Here is a 15,592-nt window from a genome sequence, read left to right as displayed (position 1 = left end):
GCCCCACGGAGCCCCCCCTGCCCCGCCGCGAGGTGTATCCGTAGGGGAAGGCTGGCGCGGTCGTGAGCGCCGTCCCCGAGGGCTCACGGCCGTCGCCTTCCACACACTCCGCTCCGCGCCACGCCCGCACGCGCGCATGCGTTAACATTCTCCCCGACCGAGGCGGCGAGCCCAGGCACGCGGCGGCGTCGCGCGCCTCTCGGGGGGACATCCATGAACCAGAGCACCACGTACCTGCTGTGTCTCACCGCGCTGGCCACCGTCTCCAGCGGCTGCTTCCTGCGCACGGGCTACATCCTCGACGCGCTGAACACACCCGGAGACCCGCAGGCGGCGCCGCTGCCCGTGCCCATCCAGGAGCGCGCGGCGCGCATCACCCGCACGCACCTGGTGGACGCCTACGCCGACCCCACCGAAGCCGCGCGCTGGATGTCCGCGATGGGCAACGCGCCCCAGCCCATCCTCGAGCAACTGGACTGCCTGAAGCAGAGCGCGGGCGGCAGCAACAGCGCGTGCTACGAGCGATTCCTCAAGACCGCCATGGAGCCGCCGCAGTGGGGCCTGCCGTCGCTGCCCACCACGGTGGACCCCGCCGCGCCCTCACCGCGCGAAGTGGACGCCGCGCGCTTCCTGGCCAACACGCTGGGCATCGCCGCGTCGCTGGTGGCCCTGCGTGATGCCCAGGGGGACCGCGTGCCCATCCAGGTGCTCACCCGCGGCATCCGCGAAGGCGCCGAGTCCGCCGCGCAGTACGTCAGCGTCCGCAAGTGGAACCGCACGCTGGGACGCCCATCCAACGCCATTGTCCTGAGCGGCGGCGGCGCCAATGGCGCGTTCAGCGCGGGGGCCATCTGGCGCCTGCTCGGCGTGCTGGAGCAGTGCCGCGGCAAACCGGCGCCGGAGGGTTGTGGAGACGCGCGTATCGACCTGGCGGCGGGCAGCAGCACCGGCGCGCTCATCAGCACGCTGGTGGACCTGTTCCACACGCCGGGCCACGAAGAGGCCGCGCGCCAGCTCCTCGTCAGCAACTACACCTGCTCGGTGGAGTCGGACCTGTACTGCGTCAACAACACCTGGATTTGGAAGATTGCCTCCAACCTGCGTGGCCTGGTCCAGTTCGACGGCATCTACGGCAAGCTCCGCGCGGCGGTGGTCCCCGAGCAGCTCACCAACGGCACGGAGCTGGTGGCCGTCTCCGTGGACTTCGACACCGGTGACGTCTTCGGCATCAGCGACCAGGACCCGGCGAACTTCGACCCGAACGCCACCGAACAGCAGCGCGTGGAGGGCATCATCAACGGCGTCGTCGCCTCCATCGTGGAGCCCGTGCTCGCCGACCCGGTGCCGTGGCTGCCGTCACACACCGGGAGGATGAAGGGCTCCTTCTTCGACGGCGGCGTGCGCTCCGGACTGCCGCTGCTCCAAGCCGTTCAGCGCGGTGCCGAGCGCGTGCTGGTCATCTCCACCGGCGGCGTGGAGCCGTCACCGGAGAACCCGCCGGACAACGCCGTCAGCGTGCTGATGCGCACCATCGACCTTTTCGTCGCCCAGCCGCGCGTGGGTGAGGTGCAGCAGGGGGAGATGGCCGCCGTGGGCCGGCGCTTCGCGGAGCACAACGTCTGCGTGGAGCGCCTGGCGAACGTGGCCGACGCCGCCAGCGTCAACGCCTTCTGCCGCCGCACGGGCATGGGCTTCGTCCCGCGCGAGCCCGCGGCCCTCAAGGCGGCCACCAGCATGTGGCTGGGCTCCGCCCGCTTCGACCAGGTGGCCTCCAGTTGGCGTTCATCGTGGATGTTCCGTCCGGACTCGCAGCTCCAGATGGCCAGCGGCTACGGCTTCTCGCCGGAAGTCATGCGGCCGCTGTTCAAGGAAGGCGTGAAGCACTTCCAGCAGCGTTGCCGTGAAGTGCTGCGCCTCTTCGAGATTCAAGGCACGCTGGCCGCCGCGGAGTGCGACAAGCCGGTGGACGACGCGGTGTCGGAAGCCGAGGCGCGGTTCGCTCCACTGGCCCAGTGCATGAAGGGCAAGCCCGAGCAGCGCTCGTGCAAGTGAGCCCTGGAGGCATATCCTCCAGGCGTCCATGTCCGACCGGTCGTCCCTCATCCGTTGGCTCGTCATTCCCGGCGTGAGCCTGGGCGTGCTCATCCTGAGCGCCGCCCTCTCCTACTGGCTGACGCGCCCTGTCCACGACGAGCTGCTGCCCGTCGGACCGCCCCCCGCCGAAGAGCTGCCCGCCCCGCAACCGCCCGGCACACGCATCGCCCCCACGCCCGGCCTGTCGCCGCCCAGCGCCACACCCCCACCGGTGCAGCCTCCGCCCGGCTTTCCGTCCTCGCGGACCGACGTGCCCGCGCCGCCCGCGGCCTCGGGGGACCCGCGGCGCGTGGTGGAGGCAGAGCCGGTGGTCGAATCCACCACCGGCCGCATCCACGCCGACGACATCCGCGCCGCCATCCAAGCGGTGACTCCGCTCGTGCAGCAATGTTTCGAGGACGCGGCACAACGCAACCGGGGTCCGCAGACAGTGAAGCTGCGCTTCACCGTGGAAGCGGGCAGCGAAGGCGGGGTGATGGGCGCGGGCGAGCTGGTGTCCAGCACCATCCCCGACCCCTTCGTGCAGGCATGCGCGCTGGACTCGCTGCTGGACGTCCGCTTCCCGGCGCCCTTTAGCGGAGGAAAGGCGACGGTCGTCTACCCCTTCGAGTTCCGTGTCCCTGGGGAGACTGGCCGGTAGGGCCCGGTTTTGCGTAAGGTGCCGGAGCCCCCGACCCTTCATGCCCGTTACCGTCGAACAGCTTGGTCCCCATGACGCGGAAGCCCTTCGGGGGCTCCTGTCGAAGGACCCGGTCCACAACCTCTACCTGCTGGGGTTGCTGGAGGAGTTCGGCATCGCCCCCCGCGGCAGGGTGCCCTTTGCCTTCTACGGTCGCTTCGACAGCCAGGTCCTCACCGCCGCCGTGTTCGTGGGTGGCGACGGCGGGCTGGTGGTGCCCAGCGCGAGCGATGCGGGCGCCACCAGCGTCATCGCGGACGCGCTGTCCTCGCGCCTGACGCTGCGCTCCACCGTGGGCGACAAATCGTCGGTGGACGCGCTGCTGCGCAGCCTGGCCCCAGGCAAGCCACGCCTGTCGCGCACGCAGCGGCTGTTCAGCGTGTCGGCGGATGACCTGGGCCCCTTCACCAACCCGCTCTTGCGCCTGGCGAAGGAAGAGGACCTGCCCCGGCTGCTGCCATTGGCCCAGGGCTACGTGCGCGAGGTGCACGAGCGAGACCCATTGGCCGAGGACCCGCGCGGCTACGAGGCCCGCGTCATCCAGCGCGTGCGCCAGCGCCGCACCTACGTGTTGGAGGAGAATGGCGCGCTGGTGTTCAAGGTGGATATCGGCAGCCGCTCCCAGTACGGCGCGGAACTGGAGGGCCTCTACACGCTGCCCGCCGAGCGCAAGAAGGGCCACGCCCTGCTGTGCCTGGGCCAGATTTCCCGCCACCTGCTGTCCTCGCTGCCGCGGCTGACCCTGCGCATCGACGAGCGGGACGAGAGCACCGCCCGCATCGCCCGCAAGGTCGGCTACCTGGCCGGACGGACGTGGCGGCTCGTCCTGGTGGAGTAGCGGCCGGCCGCGTAAAGTCCGCGCCCGCATGAGCCGTCCCACGCCTTCCCGCCGTCCCCTCTCTGGAGAGGGCCCCGTCATTCTTCACGCCGCCACCGACCCGCGCTGGCTGCCCCTGGCGCTCGAGCGGTTCGACGAGGTGCTGGTGGACCATGCCCACTGCGAGAAGAAGGCCGCCGCCAACGCGCTGTCCATGCTCCAGGCCTACCCGGACCTGCCCGGGCTGCCCTCGCAGATGGCGCGGCTGGCGCGCGAGGAGAGCGCTCACCTGGCCCGCGTATTGGACTTGATGGCGGCGCGCGGCCTCACGCTGACCAAGGACGCGGGAGACCCCTACGCCCAAGGCCTGCAGAAGCTGATTCGCACGCCCGCCGCCGAGCGCCGCATGGACCGGCTGCTGGTGGCCGCCGTCATCGAAGCCCGCTCCTGCGAGCGGCTGTCCCTGCTGGCCGAAGGCCTCACCGACCCGGCCCTGGCGCGCTTCTACGGCGAGCTGGCCCAGTCCGAGGACGGCCATCAGTCCCTCTTCTACCGGCTGGCCGTCACCGCGTCCGAAGGCGACGAAACCAGCGTGAAGGCGCGGCTGGAGTGGATGCTGGAGCGCGAGGCGCAGGTCATCACCGACGTGGGGCTGCGCGCCGCCATCCACTGAGCCGTCACGGCCCCGTGGGCGCCCGCAGGCCCACGGCCGGGCGATGCGCCACCGGCGCCGGCGAGGAGCCCTTCTCCAGCGGCCACGCCCAGGGCACGGCCACCGTGAGCAGGACCACCAACACCGCGGTGAGCGGCGTGCCCAGGCGGAAGAAGTCCGTGAAGCGGTAGTGCCCCGGCCCGTACACGAGCACGCAGCTGGGCTCCAGCGGGGTGATGAACGAACAGCTGGCCGCCAGCGTCACCGCCATGGCGAAGGGCCGCGCGTCCACGCCGAGCTGCTGCGCGGCGTTGATGGCCACTGGCAGCACCACCAGCGCCGCGGCCTGGTTGCTCATCGGCGCGGACAGGACGATGGTCAGCACCATCAGCACCACCATCACCATGCGCGGGCCCCCCAATGCGCCCAGCGCCGCCACCCTATCTCCCACGAACGCGCCCGCGCCGCTCACCTCCATGGCCAGCCCCAGCGCCATCATGGAGCCGATGAGCAGCACCACGCGCCAGTCCACGCGGAACGCGGTGCGCGGGTCCACGCAGCCAGTGGCAATCATCAGCAACATGCCGGTGAGGCCCGCCACCGACAGCGGCACCACGTCCAGCGAGCCCGCCGCCAGCGCGCCCAGGAACAGCACCACCGCCAGCAGCGCCTTGCCGTAGCGCGGCGGCTGGTACTCGTGGCCGCTGAGTACCGTCAGGTTGCCGCCCCGCGCCAGCTCGTCCACCCGGTCGCGCGCGCCGCGCAGCAGCAGCACGTCTCCCACCGACAGCGGCAGCATGGACAGCGAGCGCTCCCCGAAGGTGCGGCCCAGGAGCTGGAGCTTGGTGACGCGCTGGATGGCGGGCTTGCGGTGCAGGGCCAGCGCCACCAGGCCGTAGCGCTCCACGAAGAGCGTCTCCTTCAAGCTGCGCCCCACCAACGGGCTGTCGGGCGGCACGCTGGCTTCGATGAGGATGGAGTCCTTGTCGTGCAGCTCCTCGTCGGACAGCCGCACGTCCGGGCGGATCTGGATGCCGCGCAGGTCCTTCACCCGCAGAATCGCCTCGCGGTTGCCCTCGATGAGCAGCCGCTCGTCGCCGCGCAGCCGGTACCCCGGCACCGCGGACAGGGCCTCGCCGTCGCGGATGATGCCGATGACGCGCAGCCCCAGCCCCTCCGAGATGTCCCCCAGCTCCTTGCCCACGTAGCGCGAGTCCGGAGGCAGCACCGCCTCCGTGAGGTAGTCGCGCAGCGTCCAGTCCTCCATGGCACCGCGGCCCTCGCGCGCCGGCAGCAACCACGGCGCCAGCAGCACCACCCCGAGGATGCCGACAATCGCCAGCGGCAGCCCCACCGGCGCCAGCTCCGCCACGCCGATGCCCGGCATGCCCAGCCGCTGCATCGCCGCGGACATCACCAGGTTGGTGGAGGTGCCGTAGAGGAACACCATGCCACCCAACATGGAGGCGTACGCCAGCGGCAGCAGCACCTTGCTCTTGGGCACCTTGGCGCGCTGGGCCGCGCCGATGGCCACCGGCAGGAAGGCCGCCGTCGTCACCGTGTTGGAGATGACAGAGGAGAAGGCCGCCACCGCCACCATCATCGCCATGACGAACGTCTGATGGCCGAAACGGGCGAAGAAGGCCAACCGTTGACCCACCAACTGAACCACGCCCGTCGATGCGAGTCCCTGCGTCATCGCGAGCAGCGTGAAGATGAAGATGACAGTGTCGTTGCTGAACCCCTCGAACGCCTGCACGGGCGTGAGCACGCCGGTGAGCGCCAGCAGGCACACCACCACGAGCGAGCTGACCTCGATGGGAAGCGTGTCGAACGAGAACAGCACCAGCGCGACGACGACAACACCCAGGACGATGGCGATGGTCATAAGGCCCGCCCCAACCTGCATTCGCTGCGCTGATATGGCGAGTGCCGTGGCGCACTGCGCCGTTTACTTCTGGATGACCGGCCGCTGATAAGTGGAATTAGGAGCGGCCTGTTCGGTACCAAGACGGGCGGTCGGTCACAGGTTGCATTTATGCCCCCCTTCCAGAACGTTTGGGGCCTGTCTCCAGACCTGAACCACGAGGACGAATCCATGGCTTCGACGCAAGTTGCGGCGGAGGGCCAGCAGGCCCCCACGAAAAATCCCACGCTCCTGGCCTGGGTGGCCAAGATGGCCGAGATGACCCAGCCGGACAGCATCGTCTGGTGTGACGGGTCCGAGGCGGAGAAGAAGCGGCTGACGGACCAGGCGGTGAAGGAGGGCATCCTCATCCCGCTGAACCCGGAGAAGCGCCCCAACAGCTACCTCCACCGCTCCAACCCGAACGACGTGGCGCGCGTGGAGCACCTCACGTTCATCTGCACGCCGAACAAGACGGACGCCGGCCCGACGAACAACTGGATGGAGCCCGAGGCGGCCTACACCAAGCTGGGCAACCTGTTCACCGGGTGCATGAAGGGCCGCACCATGTACGTGGTGCCCTACGCCATGGGCCCCATCGGCAGCCCCTTCACCAAGCTGGGCGTGGAGCTGACCGACAGCATCTACGTCGTGCTGAACATGCGCATCATGGCGCGCATGGGGAAGCAGGCGCTGGACATGCTGGGTGACAGCGACGACTTCAACCGCGGCCTGCACAGCACCGGCGACGTGGACCCCGACCGCCGCTACATCTGCCACTTCCCCCAGGACAACACCATCTGGAGCTTCGGCTCCGGCTACGGCGGCAACGTGCTGCTGGGCAAGAAGTGCCTCGCGCTGCGCATCGGCAGCTACCTGGGCCGCGAGGAAGGCTGGATGGCCGAGCACATGCTCATCCTGGGTGTCACCAGCCCCAAGGGTGAGACGACCTACGTCGCCGCCGCCTTCCCGTCCGCGTGTGGCAAGACGAACTTCGCGATGATGATTCCGCCCCCCGAGTACAAGGGCTGGAAGATTGAGACCGTCGGCGACGACATCGCGTGGATGCACCCCGGCAAGGATGGCCGCCTGTACGCCATCAACCCGGAGGCCGGCTACTTCGGCGTGGTGCCCGGCACCAACTACAAGACGAACCCCAACGCGATGGAGTCCATCGCCAAGGACACCATCTTCACCAACGTGGCGCTGACGGCGGACGGCGATGTGTGGTGGGAGGGCAAGGACGGCGAGGTCCCCGACGAGCTCACCGACTGGCAGGGCCGCCCCTGGAAGAAGGGCAGCGCGGAGAAGGCGGCGCACCCCAACAGCCGCTTCACCGCGCCCATGTCCAACAACCCGGCGCTGAGCCCCAAGGCCAACGATCCGACGGGCGTGCCCATCTCCGCGCTCATCTTCGGCGGCCGCCGCTCCAACACCGTCCCACTGGTGCTCCAGGCCTTCAACTGGACCCACGGCGTGTTCCTGGGCGCCACCATGGGCAGCGAGACGACGGCCGCGGCCACCGGCAAGGTCGGCGTCGTGCGCCGCGACCCCATGGCCATGCTGCCCTTCTGCGGCTACCACATGGGTGACTACCTCCAGCACTGGCTGGACATGCAGAAGCACATCGCCCAGCTGCCGAAGATCTTCCAGGTCAACTGGTTCCGCCAGGACAAGAACGGCAAGTTCATGTGGCCGGGCTTCGGCGAGAACATGCGCGTGCTGGAGTGGATCGTGAACCGCGTCCACGGCCGCGTCCCCACCCAGGAGACGCTGCTGGGCTGGGTGCCCCGCGCCGACCAGGGCCTCAACCTCAATGGCCTGGACCTGGCCTCCGACGTGGTGGCGGAAGTCACGTCCATCAAGGAGGACGAATGGAAGTCCGAGCTGAAGAGCCAGGAGGTCTTCTTCGAGCAGCTCGGCACCAAGGCGCCGGACGCGCTGATGCTCCAGCGCAAGCTGCTGATGGCGCGCCTGGACCACTGAGTCCCCGCCGGCCTGTAGCAGCCTGAAATCCCGGGGCCGCCTCCCGCTCGCACCGAGCGCGGGGGCGGCCTCTCCATTTTTCACAGGAAGTAAAAGTCAGCTCTTCGACCTTCCCGGAGCTCCGCGCTAGGCTCTCAGGTCATGAGACTGGCTTTCGTGTTGTCGGTGATTCTCGCGCTAGCGCCACCTGTGGCGTTCGCACAGCGCGGGAAAAATGCAGCGGCCCTCATCAAGGACGGCGAGCGGCTGTACCAGGGAGGCAAGTACCGCGAGGCGGCGGATGCGCTGAAGAAGGCGCATGAAGCCCAGCCCCACCCGCGGCTCATCTACAACATCGCCATCTCCCTGGAGAACGCGGGAGAGCTGCGCGAGGCGGTGACCTGGTACCAGCAGTACGTCGGCGCCACCGACGGCACGGACCCGACGCTGCTCAAGCGCAGCGCACGCAGCATCGACCGGCTGCGGGTACTCATCGAGAAGGAAGACCAGGTCGCGGCCGCGTCCAACGCCGAGCGCCAGCGGCTCCAGGACGAAGCGGACACCGCGCGCCGGCAGGCGGAAGAAGAGCAGCTCGCGGCCCGCCGCGCCGAGGAAGAGAGCCGGCGCCAGCAGGAGGCGGAGCTGCAGCGCGCGCTGACGTCCTACAAGCGCCAGCGCATCGGCGCGTTCGCCGCGGCCGGCGTGGGCGCGGCAGGCGTGGTGGCGGGCGTGCTGTTCGGCATGCAGGCGCGCGACGCGCGTGAACAGTTCGACGGAGCGACCCGGGTGGAGACCAAGGAGGAGTTCGCCGACAAGACGCGCAGCCGGGCGCTGCTGGCGGACGTCGGCTTCGGCGTGGGACTGGCCGGTGTCATCACCGCCATCGTCCTCTACCCGAAGGATGGCCCCCCGGTTGCGGGTGAGGTGCGAGTCACGATGGCGCCCAAGGGCGCTGGAGCAGGAATGGCGGTGAGCTTCTGATGCGCGCGCTGCGATTGATGATGACGGGAAGCACCCTGCTGATGGCCGGGTGCAGCTTCACCACCGCCAGTGGGCTGACCGAGTGCGAGACGTCCTCTGACTGTGAAACCGCGCAGGTATGCACCGCTGGCTACTGCCTGCCGCAGCCAGAGGGCTGTGGAGTGGTCTATGGCCCGGCCTCCGCGGCCAACGCCATTCCCCTGGGCGCCGCGGTGCCGCTGAGCACCTCCGACGGCCCGGACGAGTCCGAGGTGCAGGCGCTCAACGCCATCAAGCTGGCGCTCGACGAAATCAACCAGCGCGAGGGCGTCAACGGCCGGCCCTTCGTCCTCCACATCTGCGACACGCGCTCGGAGCCGAACCGCGCCGCCGAGCAGGCCCAGTGGCTGATGCGTGAGCGCCAGGTGCCGATGATCTTCACCTCCAGCAGCGCCCAGGCGCTCGCGGTGTCCTCGTTCACCGTGCCCAACGGCGTGCTGATGATGACGTACAGCGCCACCAGCCCGGACCTCGCCGCCATCAACGACCAGAACGGCACCACGGCAGGCCTCGTCTGGCGGACGGCCCCGTCCGACGTGCTGCAGGGCCGCATCATCGGAGACCTGCTCCAGGGCGCCATCCTGGTGAACGGCGCACCGCTCTACGACAGCATCTCCAAGGTCGGCATCAGCTACGTGAATGACGCCTACGGGCAAGGCCTCTTCGGCGTGACGCTGGGGCGCATCGACACCACCCAGCGGACCGTGACGTCCGCCCAGTACGCCCGCAACAGCGCCGACGTCTCCAGTGTGGTGCAGCACATCACCACCAGTCTGCCGGATGTCGAGGTCCTCATCGGCTTCTCCGAGGACAACGCGCGCATCATCAACCAGACGGCTGCCGCGGGCCGGAACACCCAGCGGTGGTTCTTCACCGACGCCGGCAAGGACCGGGGCCTCTTCACCTCGCTGGGCGCCAACGCCGCGCTCGTGGACGATTCCTACGGCACGTCTCCAGCGCAGGCCCGTCCAGACCTCGTCTATCAACTGTTCGCCCAGCGCTTCCGCTCCGCCTTCAACCAGACGGACCCGGGCCAGTACTCCTTCACCGCGCACGCGTATGACGCCATGTACCTGGTGGCGCTCGGCGCCGCGTACGCCGCCGGTCCCGACGTCAACAACCCGCAGGCCATCACCGGCGCGCGCATGGCGGACGGCCTTGCGCTCGTGACGCCGGGCGAGGCAGGCACGTCCCTGAACTACAACCTGGGCACGGAGGGCTTCGCGGGCGCTCGCGCGGCCATCCGCAATGGACAGGTCATCAACGTGACGGGCGCCAGCGGCGACCTCGACTTCGACGCCACGGGCGAGGCGCCGTCCGAGTACGAGCTGTTCCGCGTGAAGGACGGCGGGTTCCAGACGGTGCAGCTCATCGCGCCGCCCACGGAGTGACGTGACGGGGCCTCAGGGCCCCAACGTCCGCGCGAGCACCTCGACGGCGGCGGCGAAATCCTCGGGCTGGGGCAGCAGCGACAGCACGAGGAAGGCGCCGCCGCCGAAGTCGTAGAAGTAGCCCGGCTGCACCCGCACGCCCGCGTCCAGCAGGGCCAGGCAGGTGGCCTCCTCACCGGGCGCCCTCGGAATCCGGACCACCGCGCTCCACCCGCCCTCCGCCGGCACCACGTCCCAGTTGGCGTCGCGAGGCCGGGCCGCGAGCAGGCGCTGGCGGTTGCCCCTCACCCGCTCCAGCACCGCCGCCTGGAAGCGCGGCGCATGGGCCAGGAGCGCGGGCAGGACCCGCTGCACGAGCGTGCCCACGGGCAGGTACGTGTCCCCCACCCAGTCCAACCGGGCCAGCGCCTCGTCACGGAGCGCCGCGGGCCCGCCCACGTGCGTCCACGCCAGCTTGAGTCCGGGCAGCCCCGCGGACTTGGAGAGGCCGGAGAGGGCGAAGGTGAGCATCGGCAGCGCGCGCCCCGCCACGGTGGCCACGCGCCCGGGCGCCGGCGCCGATGCGAAGGGCGAGAAGACTTCGTCGCAGACGAGCGCCAGCTGGCGGTGCGCGCACACGTCCGCCAGCGCCGCCAGTTCACCGTCGTGCAGGAAGTGGCCGGTGGGGTTGCCGGGGTTCACCACCAGCACCGCGCGGGTGCGCGCGTCGCACGCCGAAGCCACCTCCCCCGCGTCCAGGCCGAAGCCATGCGCGCGCGGCAAGGCATAGGAACGCGTCTGGACGCCCTCCAGGCGCGCGAGGTGCTCGAAGAGGGGGTAGCAGGGGGCCGGGACGAGAACGTTGTCCCCTGGCTCGCACAGGAGCTTGAAGAGCCAGCCGTAGGCTTCGCTGGTGCTGGAGGTCAGCAGCAGGTGCGCTTCGGAAACCTGGGCGCCCCGCGCCGCGAAGTCCGCCACCAGCGCCTGTCGCGCGGAGGCGAGCCCCAGGGACTCGGGTTCGTAGGAGAAGGCGTCCTCGGGGGCCAGGAGCGCCGCGTCCGGCAGGGGCAACCCCACACGCGTGGGGTTGGATTCCGTCAGGTCCAGGAGGGGACGCCCGCTGGCGCGGAGCCTCTCGAGCGCCAGTGCCAGCGGGTTGGGTGTCCGTGCGAAGTCCGTCCGCGCGGAGAAGCGGCTCACAGGCCCGTTTGCAGCATGGCGTTCGCGACACGACGAATCAGGTCGCGGCGAACCTCCTTGCGGCAGTGCTCGATGGCCTTGTCGTGAGGCCGGGGAAGTTGAGGGTCGCGCGTGCGCAGAGCGGTCCGGAGCACGAGTTCCACCTTGGAGGGCTCGATGTGAAAGAGCCGAGGCCCTTCCTTTTGCAGGAAGTAGGAAAGCCCCCTCTGGTCGATGAGCTTCTTGTAGAACCGCCGGACGTCCGCGAGGAACGTGAGGTCGATGATGTCCGCCATTCGTGAGGCGTTCTCGCGCGGAAAAAACGGCACGTCCATTTCACGGCCGGATGTCCCGAAAACTTGCGCAACCTGTAGCACTCGCCCTCGGAAGGAAACGCGCCGGAGGCCGATTTTCCGGCCTCCGCGCGTTCAGGGCAGCAACGGCCGCAGCGCGCGGCGAAACGCGGCATGGCGGCGCCGCGCGTCGGGAAGATAGGGCACCGGTCCCAGCACCGGGACGCCGTGCCGCGACTCCAGGAGCCGCCGGTTGTCGCGCTCCGAAACATCCTTCGCGGACGTCCCGCGCGACAGCAGCACGGCCCGCACGGGAATGCGGCGCGCGGCCAGCGCCTGGAGCGACAGCGCGGCGTGGTTGAGCGTGCCCAGGCCCGCGCGCGCCACCAGCAGCACCGGCAGGCGCAAGGTGGCAATGAGGTCGATGACGTCGTGCTTCGAGTCCAGCGGCACGAACAGGCCCCCTGCCCCCTCCACCACGGCGTTGCCCCCGCACAGCCGACGCCACGCGGCCAGCGTGACGTCCCAGTCGGGCTCGCGTCCCAGGCGGCTGGCGGCCACGCCGGGGGCCACGGGCAGGCGGAAGCGGTGAGGACACACTTCATCCACGCTCAGCGAGCTGCCCGCCGCCGCGCGCAGGGCCAGCGCGTCCGCGGGTGCACGCAGGGACGCGCAGCCGCTCTCGTAGGGCTTGAAGCCCTGGGGCCGCAGCCCCGCGTCCGCCAGCAGCGACAGGAGCGCGCACGACGCCTGCGTCTTCCCCACGCCGGTGTCCGTGCCCGTCACGAAAATCTGGAACGGCTTGCCACGCTCAGCCACGGCGGACTCCCACGCTGCGCAGCGCCTCCAGCGCCAGGTCCACGTGGCCCACGGTGTGGGAAGCGGACAGGCAGAAGCGCAGGCGGCTGGTGCCCTCGGGAACGGTGGGCGGGCGGATGGCCTTCACCAGCACGCCCGCCTCGCGCAGACGGCGCGCGGCGTCCAGCGCCCGCTCGGGCTCGCCGAGGATGAGGGGGAACACGGCGCTGCGAGGCTCGGCGCGCACGCCCAAGCCGCGCAGGCCGTCCGCGAAGCGACGGATGTTGCGCCACAGCCGCTCGCGCAGGTCCGGGTCGCCCTCCACGGCGTCCACGGCGGCCTCGGCGGCGGCGCACAGGTGCGCGGGCAGCGCGGTGGAGAAGACGAAGGGCCGCGCGCGGGATACCAGCAGGTCCGCCACCTCGCGTGAGGTCGCCACGTACGCGCCCATGACGCCCAGCGCCTTGCTCAGCGTGCCCATGCGCAGGTCCACCTCGCTTTCCAACCCCAGCTCATCGCAGAGGCCCGCTCCACGTGCGCCTAGCACGCCGGTGGCATGCGCTTCGTCCACCATCAGCGCGGCGCCGTGGGCCCGGCACGCGGCGACGATGTCGCGCAGCGGGGCCACGTCTCCGTCCATGGAGAAGACGGTGTCCGTCACCACCAGCTTGCGGCGCGCGGGCGTCTCCGCCAGGGCGCGCGTGAGCGCCTCCACGTCCGCGTGCGGATAGACGCAGACGCGGGCGCGTGACAGCCGGCAGCCATCCACGAGCGAGGCGTGGTTGAGGGCATCGGAGAAGACGGCGTCCTCCGACCCCACCAGCGCGGGGATGATGCCGGTGTTGGCGGCGTAGCCGCTGTTGAACAGGCGCACGGCCTCCGCGCGCTCGAAGGCGGCCAGCCGCGTTTCCAACCGGTGATGCGCGGCGGTGTCGCCCACCACCAACCGGCTGGCACCGGTGCCCACGCCGTAGCGCTCCACGGCGGCCAGCGCCGCGGCACGCACGGTGGGTGACGCGGCCAGCCCCAGGTAGTCATTGGACGAGAAGTTGACGAGCGTCTCGCCCCCCACGCGCACCACGGGCCCCTGGGGAGAGTCCAGGGGCTCCAGGTAGCGGCGCAGGCCGCGCTCGGACAGGGCCTCCAGGTCCTCCCGGGCCCACGCCGCCGCGACGGCTTCATCACTCACGGTGGGCTCAGCCTTCCTGACGCGGCTCCAGGGGGCGGATTCCCGCCTTCTCCAGCAGGGCCATGTCCTGGGTGTACTCGGGGTTGCCGGTGGTGAGCAGCTTCTCGCCGAAGAAGAGTGAGTTGGCGCCCGCCATCATGCACAGCAGTTGCGCCTCTTCGTTCATCTGCTGCCGGCCCGCGGACAGGCGCACCATGGACTGGGGCATCAGGATGCGCGCGGTGGCGATGGTGCGCACCATGTCCACCGTCTCCACGCGCTGCTGCTCCTGCAGCGGCGTGCCCTCCACGGCCACCAGCGCGTTGATGGGCACCGACTCCGGGTGGTGCTCCTGGTTGGCCAGGGTGCGCAGCAGGTTGCAGCGGTCATCCACCGACTCGCCCATGCCAATGATGCCGCCGCAGCACACGGAGATGCCGGCGTCGCGCACGCGGTTGAGCGTGCGCAGGCGGTCTTCATAGGTGCGGGTGGAGATGATGTCGCCGTAGTGCTCGGGCGACGTGTCCAGGTTGTGGTTGTACGCGGACAGGCCGGCCTCGCGCAGGCGCTTCGCCTGGCTCTCGGAGAGCATGCCCAGGGTGGCACACGCCTCCATGCCCAGCGCGCGCACGCCGCGCACCATCTCCAGCACGCTGTCGAACTGCGGACCGTCCTTCACCTCGCGCCACGCGGCGCCCATGCAGAAGCGGGTGGCTCCGGCGGCGCGGGCCTTGGACGCGGCATCCAGCACGTCCGGCACGGCCATCAGCTTCTCCGCCTTGACGCCCGTCTTGTAGCGAGCCGCCTGCGGGCAGTACGAGCAGTCCTCCGGGCAGCCGCCCGTCTTGATGGACAGCAGCGAACAGAGCTGGACCTTGTTGTCCACGAACACGGCCCGGTGGACCGTCTGGGCCTTGTGCACCAGGTCCAGCAGCGGGAGTTCGTAGAGGGCCCTCACCTCCGACAGCGACCAGTCATGGCGCACGTCCACGCCCGCCGGTGGCGGCGCGGCGACGTGGGCGTGACCAGAGAACTCGCTCTCGCTGGAGACAGTGGCGGTATCGGGCATGGGCTCCTCTACGGACGGATGAGGGCCCGAACGTGCGTGGACCCCGGAAAGTTGTCAACGCCCGCGAGCAGGTTGGTTGACGACTCTCCAGGGTCCATCTCCCCTCAAGAGGGACTCAGCGCGTCAACTGACGCGCGGCCCTAGACGTGGACGCGGCGGCCCCTGCCTGCCAGGCCCACCAGGAACAACACCAGGAGTGCGCCCAGGACGGAGAACAGGAGCCCTGTCGGGTGCAGGTCGAAGACGCGGCCATCACTGCGGAAGAGCGAAGCGACGAAACCGCCCACGAAGGAGCCGGCGATCCCCAGCAGCGTGGTGGCGAGGAGCCCCATCGACTGGTTGCCCGGCATGAGCGCGCGGGCAATGAGACCCGCGAGAAGGCCAATGACCAGAAACGCGATAATCCCCATGACTACCTCCCTTGCTTGTTTAGCGACGCAGGGTGCGACGCCCACCTGGGAGCAAACCTGGGTTGCCCCTCCCGTTCGTACAACTTGGCGCGGGGGGCTTGACATGGTGCCTGCCCGCTCTGCGGTCGTGCCTGCCCGTAAGGTCGCAAAAACGTCAGGGTTCCGCGCTATT

General features: G+C 70.0%; 14 protein-coding genes. 7 read left to right on the top strand and 7 right to left on the bottom strand.

Features of this window, described 5'->3' with window-relative positions; translation table 11 throughout:
* Positions 1-213 precede the first annotated feature (213 nt).
* The 4 genes from FMQ63_RS11020 to FMQ63_RS11005 are packed head-to-tail and all read left to right on the top strand — an operon-like array spanning position 214 to position 4,263.
* Complete coding sequence (locus tag FMQ63_RS11020) at positions 214-2,052, top strand: patatin-like phospholipase family protein (RefSeq protein ID WP_011551386.1); 1,839 nt, start codon at positions 214-216, stop codon at positions 2,050-2,052.
* A 28-nt stretch (positions 2,053-2,080) separates the two neighbouring features.
* Positions 2,081-2,734 (top strand): AgmX/PglI C-terminal domain-containing protein, encoded by a 654-nt coding sequence (locus tag FMQ63_RS11015; RefSeq protein WP_011551385.1) that lies wholly within the window; start codon positions 2,081-2,083, stop codon positions 2,732-2,734.
* A 40-nt stretch (positions 2,735-2,774) separates the two neighbouring features.
* On the top strand, positions 2,775-3,611 hold the full coding sequence (locus tag FMQ63_RS11010; RefSeq protein ID WP_026114138.1) for a GNAT family N-acetyltransferase: 837 nt from the start codon (positions 2,775-2,777) through the stop codon (positions 3,609-3,611).
* 28 nt (positions 3,612-3,639) lie between these two features.
* Positions 3,640-4,263 carry a tRNA-(ms[2]io[6]A)-hydroxylase gene (locus FMQ63_RS11005; protein WP_011551383.1) on the top strand — a complete coding sequence of 208 codons (624 nt, stop codon included), beginning with the start codon at positions 3,640-3,642 and terminating at the stop codon, positions 4,261-4,263.
* Positions 4,264-4,267: 4 nt separating this feature from the next.
* Here FMQ63_RS11005 and FMQ63_RS11000 read toward each other — a convergent pair whose 3' ends face one another.
* Positions 4,268-6,130, bottom strand: coding sequence for an SLC13 family permease (locus FMQ63_RS11000; protein WP_011551382.1), 1,863 nt, complete (start codon positions 6,128-6,130; stop codon positions 4,268-4,270).
* A 210-nt stretch (positions 6,131-6,340) separates the two neighbouring features.
* Between FMQ63_RS11000 and FMQ63_RS10995 the strand changes: the two genes are divergently transcribed.
* The 3 genes from FMQ63_RS10995 to FMQ63_RS10985 all read left to right on the top strand — a co-directional run bounded on the left by FMQ63_RS10995 (position 6,341) and on the right by FMQ63_RS10985 (position 10,524).
* A complete protein-coding gene (locus tag FMQ63_RS10995; RefSeq protein ID WP_011551381.1) occupies positions 6,341-8,134 on the top strand; it encodes a phosphoenolpyruvate carboxykinase (GTP) in 1,794 nt (597 codons plus the stop codon).
* A gap of 141 nt (positions 8,135-8,275) precedes the next feature.
* Entirely contained in the window at positions 8,276-9,094 is an 819-nt protein-coding gene (locus tag FMQ63_RS10990) for a hypothetical protein (RefSeq protein WP_011551380.1), read from the top strand.
* Positions 9,094-10,524, top strand: coding sequence for an ABC transporter substrate-binding protein (locus FMQ63_RS10985; protein WP_011551379.1), 1,431 nt, complete (start codon positions 9,094-9,096; stop codon positions 10,522-10,524). Before FMQ63_RS10990 ends, FMQ63_RS10985 begins: the two co-directional genes overlap by 1 nt.
* 12 nt (positions 10,525-10,536) lie before the next feature.
* Here FMQ63_RS10985 and FMQ63_RS10980 read toward each other — a convergent pair whose 3' ends face one another.
* From FMQ63_RS10980 to FMQ63_RS10955, 6 genes are all read right to left on the bottom strand, one after another.
* A complete protein-coding gene (locus FMQ63_RS10980) occupies positions 10,537-11,703 on the bottom strand; it encodes a pyridoxal phosphate-dependent aminotransferase (protein WP_011551378.1) in 1,167 nt (388 codons plus the stop codon).
* Positions 11,700-11,978: a hypothetical protein gene (locus tag FMQ63_RS10975; protein WP_026114139.1), complete on the bottom strand. Its 279-nt coding sequence runs from the start codon at positions 11,976-11,978 to the stop codon at positions 11,700-11,702. The genes FMQ63_RS10980 and FMQ63_RS10975 overlap by 4 nt, the downstream gene beginning before the upstream one ends.
* Before the next feature lie 132 nt (positions 11,979-12,110).
* Entirely contained in the window at positions 12,111-12,794 is a 684-nt protein-coding gene (gene bioD, locus FMQ63_RS10970) for a dethiobiotin synthase (protein WP_011551376.1), read from the bottom strand.
* The gene (gene bioF / locus FMQ63_RS10965; protein ID WP_011551375.1) at positions 12,787-13,962 is read right to left on the bottom strand and encodes an 8-amino-7-oxononanoate synthase; all 1,176 of its coding nucleotides are present in this window, start codon (positions 13,960-13,962) and stop codon (positions 12,787-12,789) included. The genes bioD and bioF overlap by 8 nt, the downstream gene beginning before the upstream one ends.
* A gap of 7 nt (positions 13,963-13,969) precedes the next feature.
* Entirely contained in the window at positions 13,970-15,010 is a 1,041-nt protein-coding gene (bioB, locus tag FMQ63_RS10960) for a biotin synthase BioB (protein ID WP_011551374.1), read from the bottom strand.
* Between the two features lie 140 nt (positions 15,011-15,150).
* Positions 15,151-15,420, bottom strand: coding sequence for a GlsB/YeaQ/YmgE family stress response membrane protein (locus FMQ63_RS10955; RefSeq protein ID WP_020478235.1), 270 nt, complete (start codon positions 15,418-15,420; stop codon positions 15,151-15,153).
* Between the last annotated feature and the right edge of the window lie 172 nt (positions 15,421-15,592).

It is taken from the genome of Myxococcus sp. CA005 (assembly GCF_006518205.1).
GTDB lineage: Bacteria > Myxococcota > Myxococcia > Myxococcales > Myxococcaceae > Myxococcus > Myxococcus xanthus.
The sequence above is the reverse complement of the archived record's forward strand: the minus strand, read 5'-3'. Positions and strand labels throughout refer to the sequence as shown.